Annotated in this window: 15 protein-coding genes and 1 tRNA gene; 8 read left to right on the top strand and 8 right to left on the bottom strand. The window is 71.8% G+C overall.

The window, feature by feature from the left end; all coding sequences use genetic code 11:
- Positions 1-9: 9 nt before the first annotated feature.
- Positions 10-3,498: a thiol reductant ABC exporter subunit CydD gene (cydD, locus tag ACFYZ8_RS43285; RefSeq protein ID WP_388540609.1), complete on the top strand. Its 3,489-nt coding sequence runs from the start codon at positions 10-12 to the stop codon at positions 3,496-3,498.
- A gap of 133 nt (positions 3,499-3,631) precedes the next feature.
- Complete coding sequence (locus ACFYZ8_RS43290) at positions 3,632-4,696, top strand: M23 family metallopeptidase (protein WP_359033885.1); 1,065 nt, start codon at positions 3,632-3,634, stop codon at positions 4,694-4,696.
- A gap of 18 nt (positions 4,697-4,714) precedes the next feature.
- On the opposite strand, the gene ACFYZ8_RS43295 is transcribed toward ACFYZ8_RS43290, so the two are convergent.
- From ACFYZ8_RS43295 to ACFYZ8_RS43330, 8 genes are all read right to left on the bottom strand, one after another.
- Positions 4,715-5,599 carry an HAD family hydrolase gene (locus ACFYZ8_RS43295; RefSeq protein WP_388540613.1) on the bottom strand — a complete coding sequence of 295 codons (885 nt, stop codon included), beginning with the start codon at positions 5,597-5,599 and terminating at the stop codon, positions 4,715-4,717.
- A 105-nt stretch (positions 5,600-5,704) separates the two neighbouring features.
- On the bottom strand, positions 5,705-6,607 hold the full coding sequence (locus tag ACFYZ8_RS43300; RefSeq protein WP_359033889.1) for an LLM class flavin-dependent oxidoreductase: 903 nt from the start codon (positions 6,605-6,607) through the stop codon (positions 5,705-5,707).
- 52 nt (positions 6,608-6,659) lie between these two features.
- The gene (locus ACFYZ8_RS43305) at positions 6,660-7,103 is read right to left on the bottom strand and encodes a hypothetical protein (protein ID WP_388540616.1); all 444 of its coding nucleotides are present in this window, start codon (positions 7,101-7,103) and stop codon (positions 6,660-6,662) included.
- A gap of 24 nt (positions 7,104-7,127) precedes the next feature.
- The gene (locus ACFYZ8_RS43310; RefSeq protein WP_388540618.1) at positions 7,128-7,676 is read right to left on the bottom strand and encodes an RNA 2'-phosphotransferase; all 549 of its coding nucleotides are present in this window, start codon (positions 7,674-7,676) and stop codon (positions 7,128-7,130) included.
- Between the two features lie 122 nt (positions 7,677-7,798).
- Positions 7,799-8,737, bottom strand: coding sequence for a MerR family transcriptional regulator (locus ACFYZ8_RS43315; protein WP_388540621.1), 939 nt, complete (start codon positions 8,735-8,737; stop codon positions 7,799-7,801).
- Positions 8,734-9,603 carry a metal-dependent hydrolase gene (locus ACFYZ8_RS43320; RefSeq protein WP_388540623.1) on the bottom strand — a complete coding sequence of 290 codons (870 nt, stop codon included), beginning with the start codon at positions 9,601-9,603 and terminating at the stop codon, positions 8,734-8,736. The genes ACFYZ8_RS43315 and ACFYZ8_RS43320 overlap by 4 nt, the downstream gene beginning before the upstream one ends.
- Positions 9,600-11,357: an SDR family oxidoreductase gene (locus ACFYZ8_RS43325; protein ID WP_388540626.1), complete on the bottom strand. Its 1,758-nt coding sequence runs from the start codon at positions 11,355-11,357 to the stop codon at positions 9,600-9,602. The genes ACFYZ8_RS43320 and ACFYZ8_RS43325 overlap by 4 nt, the downstream gene beginning before the upstream one ends.
- On the bottom strand, positions 11,354-12,196 hold the full coding sequence (locus ACFYZ8_RS43330) for a M24 family metallopeptidase (protein ID WP_388540629.1): 843 nt from the start codon (positions 12,194-12,196) through the stop codon (positions 11,354-11,356). Before ACFYZ8_RS43330 ends, ACFYZ8_RS43325 begins: the two co-directional genes overlap by 4 nt.
- Positions 12,197-12,395: 199 nt before the next feature.
- On the opposite strand from ACFYZ8_RS43330, the gene ACFYZ8_RS43335 reads away from it, so the two are divergent.
- The 6 genes from ACFYZ8_RS43335 (at position 12,396) to ACFYZ8_RS43360 (ending at position 16,546) form a co-directional block, all read left to right on the top strand.
- Positions 12,396-13,361: an ABC transporter ATP-binding protein gene (locus ACFYZ8_RS43335; RefSeq protein ID WP_388540740.1), complete on the top strand. Its 966-nt coding sequence runs from the start codon at positions 12,396-12,398 to the stop codon at positions 13,359-13,361.
- Positions 13,351-14,259 (top strand): ABC transporter permease subunit, encoded by a 909-nt coding sequence (locus tag ACFYZ8_RS43340; protein WP_388540632.1) that lies wholly within the window; start codon positions 13,351-13,353, stop codon positions 14,257-14,259. Before ACFYZ8_RS43335 ends, ACFYZ8_RS43340 begins: the two co-directional genes overlap by 11 nt.
- Entirely contained in the window at positions 14,256-15,167 is a 912-nt protein-coding gene (locus ACFYZ8_RS43345; protein WP_359033905.1) for an ABC transporter ATP-binding protein, read from the top strand. The genes ACFYZ8_RS43340 and ACFYZ8_RS43345 overlap by 4 nt, the downstream gene beginning before the upstream one ends.
- A gap of 10 nt (positions 15,168-15,177) precedes the next feature.
- Positions 15,178-15,897 carry an ABC transporter permease gene (locus tag ACFYZ8_RS43350; RefSeq protein ID WP_388540635.1) on the top strand — a complete coding sequence of 240 codons (720 nt, stop codon included), beginning with the start codon at positions 15,178-15,180 and terminating at the stop codon, positions 15,895-15,897.
- Between the two features lie 102 nt (positions 15,898-15,999).
- Positions 16,000-16,197 (top strand): hypothetical protein, encoded by a 198-nt coding sequence (locus ACFYZ8_RS43355; RefSeq protein WP_359033909.1) that lies wholly within the window; start codon positions 16,000-16,002, stop codon positions 16,195-16,197.
- A 243-nt stretch (positions 16,198-16,440) separates the two neighbouring features.
- A tRNA-OTHER gene (locus ACFYZ8_RS43360) sits at positions 16,441-16,546 on the top strand.
- Positions 16,547-16,577: the final 31 nt, after the last annotated feature.

Raw genomic sequence — 16,577 nt, forward strand, 5'->3', positions numbered from 1 at the left:
GTGTTTCACGTGAAACCAATCGACCCGCGTCTGCTCCGCTACGCCCGGGCCACCCGCCTCTTCCTGGTGGCCGTCGTCGGTCTGGGAGGCCTGGGCGCCCTGCTGGTCATCGCTCAGGCGATGCTCATCGCCGAAGTCGTGGTCGGCGCGTTCCAGCACGGCCTGGCGGTCACTGAACTCCGCACTCCCCTGCTGCTGTTGGCGGCCGTCGCCGTCGGCCGCGGGCTGGTCTCCTGGCTCACCGAGCTCGCCGCGCACCGGGCGAGCGCGGCGGTGAAGTCGGAGCTGCGGGGGCGGCTGCTGGAGCGGGCCACGGCTCTGGGGCCCGGGTGGCTGAGCGGGCAGCGGACCGGGTCACTGGTCGCCCTCGCCACCAGAGGAGTCGATGCCCTCGACGACTACTTCTCGCGCTACCTCCCGCAGCTGGGCCTTGCGGGGGTCGTGCCGGTGGCGGTGCTGGCGCGGATCGTGACCGAGGACTGGGTCTCGGCCGCCATCATCGTCGGGACCCTGCCCCTCATCCCGGTCTTCATGATGCTGATCGGCTGGGCCACCCAGTCCCGGATGGACCGTCAGTGGCGGCTGCTGTCCAGGCTGTCGGGGCACTTCCTGGACGTCGTCGCGGGGCTGCCGACCCTGAAGGTGTTCGGCCGGGCCAAGGCACAGGCCGAGTCGATCCGCCGCATCACCGGCGAGTACCGGCAGGCGACCATGCGGACGCTGCGGATCGCCTTCATCTCCTCCTTCGCCCTGGAGCTGCTGTCGACGCTCTCGGTGGCGCTGGTCGCCGTGACGATCGGGATGCGTCTCGTCCATGGTGAGATGGATCTGTACGACGGCCTGGTCATTCTCATCCTGGCCCCCGAGGCGTATCTGCCCCTGCGGCAGGTGGGCGCGCAGTACCACGCGGCGGCGGAGGGACTGGCGGCCGCCGAGGAGATCTTCTCGGTACTGGAGACCCCGGTACCGGCGACGGGCACGGCCGTGGTGCCCGCCGGAGCGCTGGCCTTCGAGCAGGTCACGGTCAGGTACCCGGGCCGCTCCGGGGACGCCGTCACGGACGTGTCCTTCGAGGTCGCGCCCGGGGAGACGGTCGCCCTGGTGGGGCCCAGCGGCGCCGGCAAGTCGACACTGCTGAACGTCCTGCTGGGATTCGTACGGCCTGCCGAGGGACGGGTGCGCATCGGGGGAGCCGATCTCGCCGAGGTCGACCTGGAGAAGTGGCGCGCGCGCATCGCGTGGGTGCCGCAGCGGCCGCAGCTGTTCGCCGGGACGATCACGGAGAACGTACGGCTGGCACGACCCGACGCCGACGAAGCAGCGGTACGGCGGGCGTTGGGCGACGCGGGGGCGCTGGAATTCGTCGACGCGCTTCCCCTGGGGGCCGACACCGTGCTCGGTGAGGACGGGGCCGGGCTGTCCGCCGGGCAGCGGCAACGCCTCGCGCTGGCCCGGGCGTTCCTCGCGGACCGGCCGGTCCTGCTCCTCGACGAGCCGACGGCGGCGCTCGACGGAGCGACCGAGGCGGAGGTCGTGGCAGCGGTACGGCGGCTGGCGGCCGGGCGGACGGTGCTGCTGGTGGTGCACCGGCCGGCGCTGCTCGGCGTGGCGCACCGGGTCGTCCGGCTCGCGGCCCCCGCGGCACCGGCTCCCGTGGACGCCACGGCCAGGACGGCCACGGCGCGCGCCGTGGAGGACAGCGGCTCCGCCGAGGCCGAGCCAGGGACGACAGAGCAGCCGGCGGAGGGGCGCGGAGCTCTCGCCCGCGTCCGCGCCATGTCCGGCCCCCGGCGAGGCCGGCTCCTGCTCGCGTTGCTGCTCGGCAGCCTCGCCCTCGGCAGTGCCGTGGGGCTGATGGCCACCTCGGGGTGGCTGATCTCGCGGGCCTCGCAGCAGCCGCCCGTGCTGTATCTGATGGTGGCCGTGACGGCGACCCGGGCCTTCGGTATCGGGCGGGCCGTGTTCCGGTACGCCGAGCGGCTGGTGTCGCACGACGCCGTGCTGCGGATGCTCGCCGACACCCGGGTCGCCGTGTACCGGCGCCTGGAGCGGCTGGCCCCCGCAGGCCTGCGTACGGCCCGCCGGGGTGATCTGCTCTCGCGGCTCGTCTCCGACGTGGACGCCCTCCAGGACTACTGGCTGCGCTGGCTGCTGCCCGCCGGTGCGGCTGTCGTGGTGTCGGCGGCCTCCGTGGGGTTCACGGCCTGGCTGCTGCCGGAGGCAGGGGCCGCGCTCGCCGTGGGTCTGCTCGCCGCCGGTGTGGGCGTCCCGCTCGTCACGGCGGCCGTGGCGCGCCGTGCCGAGCGCAGGCTCGCCCCCGCCCGCGGGGAACTGTCGACCCGCGTGACCGATCTCCTCACCGGGACCGCGGAGTTGACCGTCGCCGGTGCCCTGCCGGCCCGTACCGCCGAGGCACGGCGGGCCGACGGCGTCCTCACCCGGATCGCCTCCCGCGCCGCCACCGCCACCGCGCTCGGTGACGGCCTCACCGCCCTGATCTGCGGCCTGACCGTGACCGCGACCGCCCTAGTAGGCGCTCAGGCGGTCGCCTCGGGGCGGCTCGGCGGGGTCGTCATGGCCGTGGTCGTGCTCACTCCGCTGGCGGCCTTCGAGGCCGTCCTCGGGCTGCCGCTCGCCGTCCAGTACCGCCAGCGGGTGCGCAGGAGTGCGGAACGCGTCCACGAGGTGCTGGACGCGCCCGAGCCGGTACGGGAGCCGGAGCACGCGCGCCAGGCGCCCGCCTCGCCGTTCCCGGTCGTGCTCAAGGGACTGGCCGCCCGGCACGAGGGCCAGGACCGGGACGCGCTGGCGGGCCTCGACCTGACCCTCGCCGAGGGCCGGAGGATCGCCGTGGTCGGCGCCTCCGGCTCGGGCAAGACGACGCTCGCGCAGGTCCTGCTGCGCTTCCTGGACGCGGACACCGGCACCTACACCCTGGGCGGCGTGGACGCCTACGGGCTGCACAGCGACGACGTACGGCGGCTGGTGGGGTTGTGCGCGCAGGACGCCCACCTCTTCGACAGCTCGGTGCGCGAGAACCTGCTCCTCGCGAAGAAGGACGCGACCGAGGACGAACTGCGGGACGCGCTGCGACGGGCCCGCCTGCTCGACTGGGCAGAGAGCCTGCCCGACGGGCTCGACACCCTGGTCGGCGAGCATGGGGCGTGGCTGTCCGGAGGCCAGCGGCAGCGTCTCGCGCTGGCCCGCGCGCTGCTCGCCGACTTCCCCGTCCTGGTCCTGGACGAGCCGGCCGAGCATCTCGACCTGCCCACGGCCGACGCGCTCACCGCCGATCTGCTGGCCGCCACCGAGGGCCGTACGACCCTCCTCATCACGCACCGCCTGGCGGGGCTTGAGTCGGTCGACGAGGTGGTCGTACTCGACGGCGGCCGGGTCGTGCAGCGGGGTTCCTACGCGGAGTTGACGGCCGTGGAGGGGCCGTTGCGGGGGATGGCCGAGCGGGAGGCGGAGTCGGAGCTGCTGGTGGGAGCGCGCTGAGACAGAGCTCCGGAAGGCCGGTCCGGCTCACTGGATGAAGCAGGTGCCGCACTGACCCGTCCGCAGCAACGTGTCCCCCGGCCGGACGACGTGAACAGGACCGGGTCCCGCTGCCCGGGACAGGATCGCTGACATGCGATCACCTCGCCGTCATCCGCTGCTCGTTCCGGCGCTGCTGTGTGCGTGCGCGGTGCTGGTGGCTCGTCCCGCGGGGGCCGCAGGGGACGGTGTGGGCCGCCGCGAGGCCGGTGACCCGGGGGTCAGCGCTCAGGTGGTGCGGCTGTACCAGGACGCGGCGCTGGCGACCCAGCGGTACGAGGCGGGGCACCTGGAGGCGGAGGCGCAGCGGGCGCGGGCACAGCGGTTCGAGCAGCTCCTGGGCCGGGAGCGCCGGGAGATCGCCGTGCTGCACGAGGATCTCGGACGTATCGCCCGGGCCCAGTACCGCGACGGCGGCGGTGTCCCGCTCACCGCCCAGCTCATCTTCGCGGACGACACCACTGAACTGATGCGAGGTCAGCACGTCTTCTCGCGGACCTCGCTGGCTCTCGACAACGCGGTCGAGAAGAGCCGCCGGGCCGAGGCCAGGCTCGCGGCGGACGAGGCGAAGGCAGCGGACGCCTGGCGGACGCTGGAGCAGCGCAACGCCGGACTCGCCGCGCTGAAGCAGGACATCGAGCGCAGACTCGAAGAGGCTCGTGGGCAGTTGCAGGGACAGGCCGACGCCTCCGTGGCGGCCGGGTCGTGTCCGGGGGCCGTACGCCTGGAGCAGCCGCAGCAGGCCCCGGCGGGCGCCTGGGTCACGCCGGTGGCGGTGTACGAGCTGTCCGCCGGGTTCGGCAGTGGCGGGTCGCGGTGGGTGAACCGGCACACAGGGCAGGACTTCGCGGTGCCGATCGGCACGCCGGTCCGGGCGGTTGGGGCGGGGCGGGTGGTGAAGGTGTCCTGCGGCGGCGCCTTCGGCATCGAGATCGTGGTCGAGCACCCGGACGGCTACTACACGCAGTACGCCCATCTCGCCGCCGCCACCGTCGACCAGGGGGAGAGCGTCGTCCCCGGGCAGTGGATCGGCCAGTCGGGCACGACCGGCAACTCGACCGGCCCGCACCTGCACTTCGAGGTGCGGGTCACGCCCGAGACGGGCTCAGCGGTGGACCCGGTGCCGTGGCTGGCGGCACGCGGGGTGCCGGTCGGCTGAGCCGGGCCGCGTCGACGGCTACAGCCGTTCCAGCATCCGCTCGATCACGACGGCCACCCCGTCGTCGTTGTTGGCGACTGTCTGGCCCGAGGCGGCGGCGATCACGTCCGGGTGGGCGTTGCCCATCGCGTACGACTGTCCCGCCCAGGTGAGCATCTCGACGTCGTTGGGCATGTCCCCGAAGGCGACGACCTGCTCGTGCGAGATCCCGCGCTCGGCACAGCACAGGGCGAGCGTGCTGGCCTTGGAGACGCCGGGGCCGCTGATCTCCAGCAGGGCGCTGGGGCTGGACCGGGTGACGTTGGCGCGGTCGCCGATGGCCAGGCGCGAGAGGGTGAGGAAGGCGTCCGGTTCGATCGAGGGGTGGTAGGCGAGGATCTTCAGCACCGGCTCGGCGGCACCGGGGCCGTCCTCGGCCAGCAGTTCCTCGGCGGGGGCGAGGTTGTCCGGGATCTCCATGTGCAGCTTGGGGTAGTCCGGCTCCTGGTGGAAGCCGTAGGTCTGCTCCACCGCGTACACCGTGCCGGGGGCCGCCTCGCGCAGCAGCCGTACGGCGTCCAGCGCGTTCTCCCGGGCCAGCTCGCGCACCTTCACGAACCGGTGGGCGCCGGGGCCGCCGTGCAGGTCGACCACCGCCGCGCCGTTGCCGCAGATGGCGAGGCCGTGGCCGTGGACGTGGTCGCTGACGACGTCCATCCAGCGGGCCGGCCGGCCGGTGACGAAGAAGACCTCGATGCCGGCCTCCTCGGCGGCGGCGAGGGCCGCGACCGTGCGGGGGGACACCGACTTGTCGTCGCGCAGCAGAGTGCCGTCGAGATCGGTGGCGATCAGGCGCGGCGGTATGTCGGCGGCCGGGGTCTCGGGCTCTCGAGTCGCTGAGGTCACCGGGTCATTCTCCCGCATATGCCTGCACGACCGGGCGGGCGCCCGCACAGGTGAGACAAAGATGACGCGGGGGCGGGCCAAGGGTGACGCGGGGGCGGCCCCACCCGCCCCGGGGCTGCCGCCTCAGCCCAGCTGTGCCGGCGCTTCCATGGCGATCCGCTCGAAGACCTTCTCGTCGGCGGCGAAGTCCGAGTCGGGGATGGGCCAGTGGAGCACGAGTTCCGTGAAACCGAGCTCCTGATGGCGGCCCGCGAAGTCGACGAAGGCGTCGAGGGACTCCAGCGGGCGGCCGCGGTCCGGGGTGAAGCCGGTGAGCAGGATCTTGTCCAGGGTCTTCACGTCCCGGCCGAGCGCCGCACAGGTGTCGGTGAGCCTGTCGACCTGGCCGCGGAGGGCATGGAGGGACTGTTCGGGCGTGCCGTTCTCGAACAGTTTCGGGTCGCCGGTGGTCACCCACGCCTGCCCGTGGCGAGCGGCGAGCTTCAGGCCGCGGGGCCCCGTGGCGGCCACGGCGAAGGGCAGCCGGGGCCGCTGGAGGCAGCCGGGGATGTTGCGGGCCTCGTGCGCCGAGTAGAAGTCGCCCTCGTAGGACACGGAGTCCTCGCGGAGCAGGCGGTCGAGCAGCGGGACGAACTCGGCGAGCCGGTCGGCGCGCTCGCGCGGGCTCCAGGGGTCCTGACCGAGCGCGGTGGCGTCGAAGCCGGTGCCGCCCGCGCCGATGCCGAGGGTGACGCGGCCGCCGGAGATGTCGTCGAGGGTGATCAGTTCCTTGGCGAGGGTCACCGGGTGCCGGAAGTTCGGCGAGGTCACCAGGGTGCCCAGGCGCAGCCGGTCGGTGACGCCCGCGGCGCCGGTCAGCGTGGGCACGGCACCGAACCAGGGGCCGTCACGGAAGGTGCGCCAGGACAGGTGGTCGTAGGTGTATCCGGTGTGGAAGCCGAGCTGTTCCGCCCGCTGCCATGACGCACGCCCTCCCTCGGTCCAGCGACGGTAGGGGAGGATCACGGTGCTCAGGCGCAGACTCATGTGTCCGAGCGTATGCGCCGGACCGTGTTTCACGTGAAACAGTGACTCACGGTCACTGTCTGCGGCCGCTGAGCCAGGGGCTGAGCCCGACCGTGATGAACTCCTTGTGCACGCGGTCGCCCGGGAGGGGCACCATCAGGAAGTGGCTGGGCGGGAAGCGGCGTGCCTTCACCCAGGCGTGGCCTTCGTAGAGGGCGCGGAGGAAGGCGGGGACGTCGTCGCGGGCGATGTCGGGGCACTCGACGCCGTCGACGGTGATCAGGGCGTCGTCGTCCGGGAACAGGCGCACATCCACCCGGGGCCGGCCGCCGAGTTCGACGTAGGCCTCGTGGGGCAGGGTGCCGTCCGGGTCGGTGGTGACGCCGACGCCCGCGGCGCTGCGGCGCGAGGTCTGGTCGGCGCCGATGTCGTGGCTCACCTCGATGGCGAGACCGTACTCGGCGGCGAGGGCGCGGAGTGCGGTGACGGCGGCCTCAGTGGTGGGCAATTGGTCCATACCACTGATCATGCCTGGGTGGGGTCAGTGCGACTCGGGAAACCGCAGATAACGCGGCGGCACGGCCCGGGTCAGCCAGACCCCGTTGGCGCTGACGTGGAAGACGTGGCCGTCGCGGTGCATGGCCGCCGCGTCCACGGAGAGCACGACGGGACGGCCGCGGCGGGCACCGACCCGGGTCGCGGTCTCGCGGTCGGGAGACAGGTGCACGTCATGCCGGTTCATGGGGCGCAGTCCCTCGGCGCGGATGGCGTCCAGGTGGCGGGCCACGGTGCCGTGGTAGAGGTACGGCGGCGGGGTCGCCGGGGGCAGTCCGAGGTCGACCTCGACGCTGTGGCCCTGGCTGGCGCGGATGCGGGTGCCGACGATGGCGAAGCGTTGTTTGTCGTTCGCGGCGACGACCTGGTCCAGCTCCTCACGGCTGATGCGGAAGTTGTGCGCGGCGGTCGCGGCGAGCAGGGCGTCGATCTCGACCCAGCCCGCCTCGTCGAGCGTGAGCCCGATCCGTTCGGGCTGGTGCCGCAGGTGTTTCGAGAGGTACTTCGACACCTTCACGGTGCGTCTTTCGTCCATGGCGCCAGGGTGCCGGGAGAGACGTGAATCACGCGAATGATTTTGGGCCGGATGTTTGATCCACAACCAACTGTAGTTATCCACAGGTTACTTGGCGTTTCTGTGGACAACTCCCTGTCATGTCAGCCCTCTTCGTCAAGATCGACAGGGGGCCGTCCACTTGACGTGAGCGCATCCAACGCCCTTGCCCGCACCTCCCGTTCAGCCGCCAGCACAAAGAACTCCGCCGCCCGCTCCGCCCCAACCAGCCCCTCCACCGCCCGCATCGTCTCCTCGGGCACGGCCACGGAACGTGACGCAGGACGCCCCTCCGGCGTCTCCCCGGAACCGAGGTGGCGCCGCAACTGCCGTACCGCCAAGGTCCGCATCGCGCGCGCGAGTTCGGCGTCCACCGTCTGCTGCGCGAGAGGCCGCAGCCGCCGTACGAGAGAGGCCGCTTCGGCGGCGTCGGTGTCGGTCGGCCGGTGCGATCCGTCCAGGTAGCGGGCGAAGAGATGCTCGGTGGTGAACTCCAGGAATCTCGCGGCGATGTGCTCGACCTGCCCCCTCAACTCCCGCAGGTGGCCCGAGATCGCGGAGAGCGGCACCCCCGCGGCATGCAACTCCACGGCCACGGCGAGCTCTTGGGGGCTCGGCACGAGGAAGGTGTTCTCGTCTCCCGGCACCGGCTCCAGCACGCCGAGTTCCACGGCCTCGGCGACCGCGGCCTCGTCGGAGCTGCCGCCGAAGCGGGTGTGCAGTTCGGCGCGGGAGATCCGGACGGCCTCCTCGTCGGTCCACGGGCCGTCGACCTCGGCGACCAGGCCGAGGATCCCGCCGAGGCCGCGGCCGGAGTCGTAGGCCTCCAGGAGCTCCTTGATGGAGGCCAGGCCGTAGCCGCGGTCGAGGAGGTCGGCGATCTGGCGCAGCCGGGCGAGGTGGGTGTCGGTGTAGATGTTGGCGCGGCCGCGGCGCTCGGGGCGGGGGAGCAGCCCGCGGTCCTGGTAGGCGCGGATGGTGCGGACGGTGGCGCCGCTGAGGTGGGCGAGGTCCTCGATCCGGTAGGCGGGGGTGTCGCTCACGAGGCCGCCCTCGCCGCCGGTGACCGCTTCAGGTACTCCACCGCGCGGCTCAACGACCCTTCCCGTGACGGGTGGTAGGACCGCCGCAGGTAGCGCGGTACGGCCGCGCCGAGCTCTCGCCAGGCAGGCAGCAGGCCCTTTCGCACGGCCTTCTCGTGCTCCTTGAGGGAGTAGCGCAGCCGGCCGGCGAGCTGGGGGTCGTGGCGCATCAGGTAGGCCGTCCCCCATGCCCACAGGTACAGCATGACCGGGGCCGTCACCGCCATGCCCGCGATCCGGCGGGCGTAGCGGGGGGTGCCGGTGCCGCCGCAGTGCTGGTACATGTCGAAGGCGACCGCGCGGTGTTCGACCTCCTCGGCGCCGTGCCAGCGCAGCAGGTCGAGCATGACCTCGTCGGCGCCGGCCCTGTCGAGGCTGTCGGCGGCCAGGACCCAGTCGCCGAGCACGGCCGTGAACTGTTCGATCGCGGCGATGACCGAGAGCCTGAGGCGCAGCCACTCGCGCGCGGGGACGGGCGCGCCCAGGGGAGGTCGCTCGCCGAGCAGGCGCTGGAAGAGGAAGTCGACGTACTTGGTGAAGTCGGCGGTGCCGAGGTGCTGCGCGGCCAGGTGGTCCAGTACGTGGGTGTGCTGGACGCTGTGGGTGGCCTCCTGTCCCATGAACCCCTTGACGTCGGAGCGGAGTTCGGCGTCCGTGACCTGCGGCAGAGCCTCCTTGAAGACCTTCACGAACCAGCGCTCCCCCGCCGGCAGCAGCAGGTGCAGCACGTTGATGACGTGGGTGGCGGTGGGCTCGCCGGGGATCCAGTGCAGGGGCGTGCGGGACCAGTCGAAGGACACGCGGCGTGGGGCGATCCCGTGGCTCACAGGGGTGGCTCCAGCCGTGCGAGGGCCCGGAGCGCCTTGGGTGCCCATCGGGCCAGGGCGCGTGTGCCGCGGGCCTCGGGCGTGACCGGTACGACGGCCTGGTTGCGCACGACCGCGCGCAGGATCGCGTCGGCGACCTTCTCGGGCGGGTAGTTCCGCAGCCGGTAGAGGCGGGCCGCGCGGTTCTGCCGGCGTTTCTCCTCGTCGGCGTCGACGCCCGCGAAGCGTGCGGTGGAGGTGATGGAGGTGTTGACGAAGCCGGGGCAGATCGCGCTCACGCCGATGCCCTGGCCGGCGAGTTCGGCGCGCAGGCTCTCGCTGAGCATGAGGACGGCCGCCTTGGAGGTGCCGTAGGCGGCCAGTGCCTTGGAGGGCTGGTAGGCGGCCGCGGAGGCGGTGTTGACGATGTGGCCGCCCTGTCCGCGCTCGGCCATCTGCCTGCCGAAGAGCCGGCAGCCGTGGATGACGCCCCACAGGTTGACGTCGAGGATCTTCTTCCAGTCCTCGGTGGTGGTGTCGAGGAAGGAGCCGCCGAGGCCGATCCCGGCGTTGTTGACGAGGACGTCGACCACGCCGTACTCGGCGGCGACCTTGTCGGCGAGTTTCTCCATGGCCTGTTCGTCGGAGACGTCGACGGTCTCCGCCCAGGACTTCGGGGCGCCGAGCAGCCGGGACAGTTCGGCGGTGCGGGCGGCGGACTCGGCGTCCCGGTCGACGGCCACCACGCGCGCGCCCGCCTCGGCGAAGGCGAACGCGGTGGCCCGTCCGATGCCGCTGCCCGCGCCGGTGACGAGGACGAGCTGTCCGCCGAACCGGTCGGCGTACTTCCCGGTCGCCCGCACGGGGGGTCGGCCGCCCTCGACGGACGTCACGAACTCCGTGATCCACGCGGACACCTGGTCGGGCCGGGAGCGGGGGATCCAGTGCTTGGCGGGGAGGGTGCGCCGGGTCAGCTGCGGTGCCCACTGCTCCAGACCGTCGTAGAGCTTCTCGGAGAGGAAAGCGTCCCCGAGGGGCGTGATGAGCTGCACGGGCGCGTGTGCGTACGCGTCGGTGCGCGGGCGGCGCAGCCGGGCCCGGACGTTGTCCCGGTACAGCCAGGCGCCGTGGGCCGCGTCGGTGGGCAGCGAGGGGGTCGGGTAGCCGTCGGCGGGCACCTTCTCGGCGCGCTCCAGCATGCGGGGCCAGGCCTTGCCGAGCGGGCCGCGCCAGGCCAGCTCGGGCAGGGCGGGGGTGTGCAGCGCGTACACGTACCAGGACTTGGCGCCCTGGCCGAGGAGCTGGCCGAGCCGCCGGGGGGTGGGGCGCCTGACGCGGCCGGCGATCCAGTGGCCGAAGTGGTCGAGGGAGGGGCCGGACATCGAGGTGAAGGAGGCGATGCGGCCCTCGGTGCGCCCCACGGTGACGAACTCCCAGGCCTGCACCGAGCCCCAGTCGTGGCCGACCAGGTGCACGGGCCGGTCCGGGCTGACGGCGCCCGCCACGGCCAGGAAGTCGTCCGTCAGCTTCTCCAGGGTGAATCCGCCGCGCAGCGGCTTCGGTGCCGTGGAGCGGCCGTGGCCGCGGACGTCGTAGAGGACGACGTGGAAGCGGTCGGCGAGGCGGGCGGCCACCGGCGACCAGACCTCCTTGCTGTCCGGGTAGCCGTGCACCAGGACGACGGTCGGCTGCCCGGGGTCGCCCAGTTCGGCCACGCACAGTTCGACGCCGCCGGTGCGTACCCGGCGCTCGCGCGCACCTTCGAGCAAGGTCACTTCTCCTCCGCCCAGCGCCGCACGTGCGGCAGGTCGTCGTCCAGCCAGAAGGCGCTCTGCTCGGGGTCCGCGGAGTCGGTGACGACCAGGATCTCCTCGAACTTCGCGCCCGTGCCCCGGAATCCGAGGTGGGGTTCGACCGCCCACAGGCCCGGCTGCGGCGGGTGGTCGGAGAAGCGGTACGGGGACCACAGGGGCGACCAGCCCTCACGGTGGCCGTGCAGCGCGTCGGCGGCCAGCCCCTTCAGGGACTGGACGCCGAACCCGAAGACGTGGGGTGACCAGCGGCGCTGCCTGACCCGGTCGACCTTGTGGGCGATCACGCCGAAGGGGTACGCGCGGTGCCGGTTGGCGTAGCCCTGGCGGACCATGAGGCGGTCCACGTCCTCGTAGATCTCGCGCAGTGACCGCCGCTCACGGACCTCGCGCAGGATCAGCTCGCGGTGTGCCTCCAGGTCGGCCATCAGCCGGTCCTGGACGGGGTTGACGCCGAGCGAGCCGGAGTAGCCGATGTCCGCGGTGCAGCCCTCGTACACCGGGGCCATGTCCAGGATGAACGGCATCCCCGGCTCCAGGCGGCGGTCGGTGGGGAAGAACTGGAGCGGGACGCGGAAGCCGGTGAACGCCGTGCGGTCCCCGAACCAGGCGAAGGGCAGATGGAACCAGTCCCGGACCCCCCGCCCGCGCAGCCAATCGCGCTGCATGCGGGCGGCCTGCCGCTCGCTCACGCCGGGCTCCAGACGGGCCGCGACCGCTTCCGCGCACTCGTACGCCAGCCGCTGGACCTTCCTGAACCCCCGCAGCCCTGCGGGAAGTTCGCTGCTCAGCGCCGTCGTCATACCGTCCGCCCCCGTCGATCGCGGTACGTGTCCGTAACGTGACACTGTCGAATGTGACAGTTGTCAGAGGTTGCGTCAATAGGGGGGATGAGACCTCAGGGTGACCCCTAGGTGCCCGTACGTCTGGAGTCTGATGCCGAGACAGCTCTCCGGAGTGACGACCGGCGTGGCCCACGTCACTACTGTCGACGGTGTGACTGTGATCGCGACCGAAAGCCTGACCAAGCGGTTCCCCCGGGTGACCGCGCTTGACCGGCTCTCCTTGGACGTCGGACCCGGTGTGACCGGACTCGTCGGAGCCAACGGAGCCGGCAAGTCCACCATGATCAAGATCCTGCTGGGCCTGTCCCCCGCCACCGAGGGCCGTGCCGAAGTGCTCGGGCTCGACGTCGCGACCAAGGGCGCCGCCATCCGTGAGCGGGTCGGCTACATGCCGGAGCACGACTGCCTGCCGCCCGACGTCTCGGCCACCGAGTTCGTCGTGCACATGGCCCGCATGTCCGGCCTGCCGCCCACCGCCGCGCGCGAGCGCACCGCGGACACCCTGCGCCACGTCGGCCTGTACGAGGAGCGCTACCGCCCCATCGGCGGCTACTCCACCGGTATGAAGCAGCGCGTGAAGCTCGCCCAGGCCCTGGTGCACGACCCGCAGCTGGTCTTCCTCGACGAGCCGACCAACGGCCTCGACCCGGTCGGCCGCGACGACATGCTGGGCCTGATCCGCCGTATCCACACCGACTTCGGCATCTCGGTCCTGGTCACCTCGCACCTGTTGGGCGAGCTGGAGCGCACCTGCGACCACGTCGTCGTCATCGACGGCGGCAAGCTCCTGCGCTCCAGCTCCACCACCGACTTCACCCAGACCACGACGACCCTCGCGGTCGAGGTCACCGACACCGACGAGCACCCCGACGGCACCCGCGCGGTGCGCGAGGCGCTCCACGCGCGCGGGGTGGAGATCCTCGACGCCCAGAGCGGACTGCCCGGCGCCGGCCACATCCTGCTGCTGACCGCACAGGGCGAGGAGACCTACGACGTCGTCCGGGACGTCGTCGCCGACCTCGGCCTCGGCCTGGTGCGCATGGAGCAGCGCAGGCACCACATCTCGGAAGTCTTCACGAACGAGGACGAGCGCCGGAAGGAGGCCGTCGGCCATGGCAGTTGAGAACCCGGTCACCGCGTCCGCGGGCGACCAGACCCGCATCCACAACATCGGCTACCGCGCGTACGACGGCCCCCGCCTCGGCCGCTCCTACGCCACCCGCTCTCTCTACTCGCAGTCCCTGCGCGGCGCCTACGGCCTCGGCCGGTCGGTCAAGTCCAAGGTGCTGCCGATGCTGCTGTTCGCGGTGATGTGCGTGCCCGCGGCCATCATGGTGGCCGTCGCGGTCGCCACCAAGGCGAACGACCTGCCGGTCGAGTACACGCGCTACGCGATCATCATGCAGTCCGTGATCTGCCTGTACGTCGCCTCGCAGGCCCCCCAGTCGGTCTCCCGCGACCTGCGCTTCAAGACCGTGCCGCTGTACTTCTCGCGGCCCATCGAGACGGCGGACTACGTGCGCGCGAAGTACGCGGCGCTGGCCTCCGCGATGTTCATCCTGACCGCCGCCCCGCTGATCGTGCTCTATGCGGGCGCGCTGCTGGCCAAGCTGGACTTCACCGACCAGACCAAGGGCTTCGCACAGGGACTCGTCTCCGTGGCGCTGCTCTCGCTGCTCTTCGCCGGTATCGGCCTGGTCATCGCGTCGGTCACCCCCCGCCGGGGCTTCGGCATCGCGGCCGTGATCGCCGTGCTGACCATCTCCTACGGCGCGGTCTCCACCCTCCAGGCCATCGCCGACGCCCAGGGCAGCACCGGCGCCATCCCGTGGATCGGCCTGTTCTCGCCGGTGACCCTCATCGACGGTGTGCAGTCGGCCTTCCTGGGCGCGACCCCGGCGCTCCCGGGCGGACACGGCCCCTCGACCGGCCAGGGCGTGGTGTACGTCCTGCTCACCCTGGGCCTGATCGCCGCGAGCTACGGCCTCCTGCTGCGCCGCTACAAGAAGGTGGGACTGTGACCACGCTCCAGATCGACCATGTCTCCCGCTGGTTCGGCAACGTGGTCGCCGTCAACGACGTCACCATGACGATCGGCCCCGGCGTCACCGGCCTCCTCGGCCCCAACGGCGCCGGAAAGTCCACCCTCATCAACATGATGGGCGGCTTCCTCGCCCCCTCCACCGGCACCGTCACCCTCGACGGACAGCAGGTGTGGCGCAACGAGGCCATCTACCGGCACATCGGCATCGTCCCCGAGCGCGAGGCGATGTACGACTTCCTCACCGGCCGCGAATTCGTCGTCGCCAACGCCGAGTTGCACGGCCTCGGCGCCAAGGCCGCCCAGAAGGCGCTGGCCACGGTCGAGATGGAGTACGCGCAGGACCGCAAGATCTCCACGTACTCCAAGGGCATGCGCCAGCGCGTGAAGATGGCGTCCGCCCTGGTCCACGACCCCTCGCTGCTCCTGCTCGACGAGCCGTTCAACGGCATGGACCCACGCCAGCGCATGCAGCTCATGGACCTGCTGCGGCGCATGGGCGACGAGGGCCGCACCGTGCTGTTCTCCTCGCACATCCTCGAAGAGGTCGAGCAGCTCGCCTGGCACATCGAGGTCGTCGTCGCGGGCCGGCACGCGGCCAGCGGTGACTTCCGCAAGATCCGCCGCCTGATGACGGACCGCCCGCACCGCTATCTGGTGCGCTCCAGCGACGACCGTGCCCTCGCGGCCGCGCTGATCGCCGACCCGTCCACGTCCGGCATCGAGGTCGACCTCACGGAGGGCGCGCTGCGCGTCCAGGCCGTCGACTTCGGCCGTTTCACCGCGCTGCTGCCCAAGGTCGCGCGTGACCACGGCATCCGGCTGCTCACGGTCTCGCCGTCCGACGAGTCCCTCGAGTCCGTCTTCTCGTATCTCGTCGCGGCGTAGGAGGCCCAAGATGTACGACCCCACAGTCGCCCGACTCACCTACCGGGCCCTGCTCGGCCGCCGCCGGGCCCTCATCCTGGGCGCCCTGCCGGTGCTGCTGATCCTGATCTCCGTGATCGTGCGCGCCCTGGTCGGCGCCGACGACCAGACCGCCTCCGACCTGCTGGGCGGGCTCGCGCTCGCCACCATGGTGCCGATCATCGGGGTCATCGCGGGCACCGGCGCGATCGGTCCGGAGATCGACGACGGCTCGGTGGTGTACCTGCTGTCCAAGCCGGTCAAGCGGTCGACGATCATCTTCACCAAGCTGATCGTGGCGATCGCCGTCACGATGGTGTTCTCGGCCCTGCCGACGCTGATCGCCGGCTTCGTCCTCAACGGCAACGGCCAGCAGATCGCCGTTGCCTACACGGTGGCCGCGCTGGTCTCCTCGATCGCCTACGCGGCGCTCTTCCTGCTGCTGGGCACGGTGTCCCGGCACGCGGTGGTCTTCGGTCTCGTCTACGCGCTGGTCTGGGAGGCCCTGTTCGGCTCCCTGGTCTCCGGGGCGAAGACCCTGAGCGTCCAGCAGTGGTCGCTGGCCGTGGCCCACAAGGTCGCGGGCGGGGACCTGGTCACCTCGGACGTCGGACTGCCCACGGCCACGGTGCTGCTGGTCGTGGTGACCGTCCTCGCCACCTGGTACGCGGGACAGAAGCTGCGGTCGCTGACGCTGGCGGGCGAGGAGTAGGGGGCGCCGCCTCTGACGCCCGGCTTATTGACAGGGGCTTCACCTTTGTCCGGGCACACTGGACAAAGGGGAAGGTCCGGCTGCGAGTTGAAGGGAACGGGCATGGCAGACGACTGGGACGACCTCGTGCTGGACGAGGACTTCATACGCTCGGCCGAGACCTCCGAGCCGTCTGCCCGGGCCCGTATGCTCGCCGCGCGCTGGCGCCGGGAGTCGCCCGAGCCCCAGCCCTGGCGCTCCGACGAGCCGCCCGCAGGGTGGTTCTTCAGCAAGCGCCGCAAGCGGTGGGGACGCCGGTAGTTCGAACACCCGGCCGTTTAATTCGGTGGCGCCCAACGGGGCGTACGGGCACGATGGTTGTGTTCACCACGTTCTGGGAGAGGAGCCGGGCGATGTCCATGCACGACAGTACGTCCAGCTCCCGTCGGGGCGGCCCGCGGAGGACTCCGGTGTAGTTACGCCACCGTCGAGTCCACCCGCAGGCACTGCCCGGGGCGGCCGCTTCGAGCACGCGATGTCGCTCTCGCGTGAGGCCGCCCACCCGGAGGATTGGCCGAGTGGTAAGGCACTGGCTTGCGCTGTGTCACATCAGAAGCGAGTCAAGGTCGGGCCTGGAAAGCCCGCGCACGTTCGAATCGTGCATCCTCCGCGAGACGTTGCCCCTGTGACCCGGCCGGGCT

Origin of the sequence: Streptomyces sp. NPDC001668, from assembly GCF_042893155.1 — a bacterium.
Taxonomy (GTDB): Bacteria; Actinomycetota; Actinomycetes; order Streptomycetales; family Streptomycetaceae; genus Streptomyces.

Coding starts and splice junctions, on each gene's coding strand:
- ACFYZ8_RS43295 (WP_388540613.1), bottom strand. CDS start 5,599: ATGCGGGAGAATGACCCGGTGACCTCAGCGACTCGAGAGCCCGAGACC.
- ACFYZ8_RS43350 (WP_388540635.1), top strand. CDS start 15,178: ATGTACGACCCCACAGTCGCCCGACTCACCTACCGGGCCCTGCTCGGC.
- ACFYZ8_RS43290 (WP_359033885.1), top strand. CDS start 3,632: ATGCGATCACCTCGCCGTCATCCGCTGCTCGTTCCGGCGCTGCTGTGT.
- ACFYZ8_RS43310 (WP_388540618.1), bottom strand. CDS start 7,676: ATGGACGAAAGACGCACCGTGAAGGTGTCGAAGTACCTCTCGAAACAC.
- ACFYZ8_RS43340 (WP_388540632.1), top strand. CDS start 13,351: ATGGCAGTTGAGAACCCGGTCACCGCGTCCGCGGGCGACCAGACCCGC.
- ACFYZ8_RS43355 (WP_359033909.1), top strand. CDS start 16,000: ATGGCAGACGACTGGGACGACCTCGTGCTGGACGAGGACTTCATACGC.
- ACFYZ8_RS43300 (WP_359033889.1), bottom strand. CDS start 6,607: ATGAGTCTGCGCCTGAGCACCGTGATCCTCCCCTACCGTCGCTGGACC.
- ACFYZ8_RS43330 (WP_388540629.1), bottom strand. CDS start 12,196: ATGACGACGGCGCTGAGCAGCGAACTTCCCGCAGGGCTGCGGGGGTTC.
- ACFYZ8_RS43305 (WP_388540616.1), bottom strand. CDS start 7,103: ATGGACCAATTGCCCACCACTGAGGCCGCCGTCACCGCACTCCGCGCC.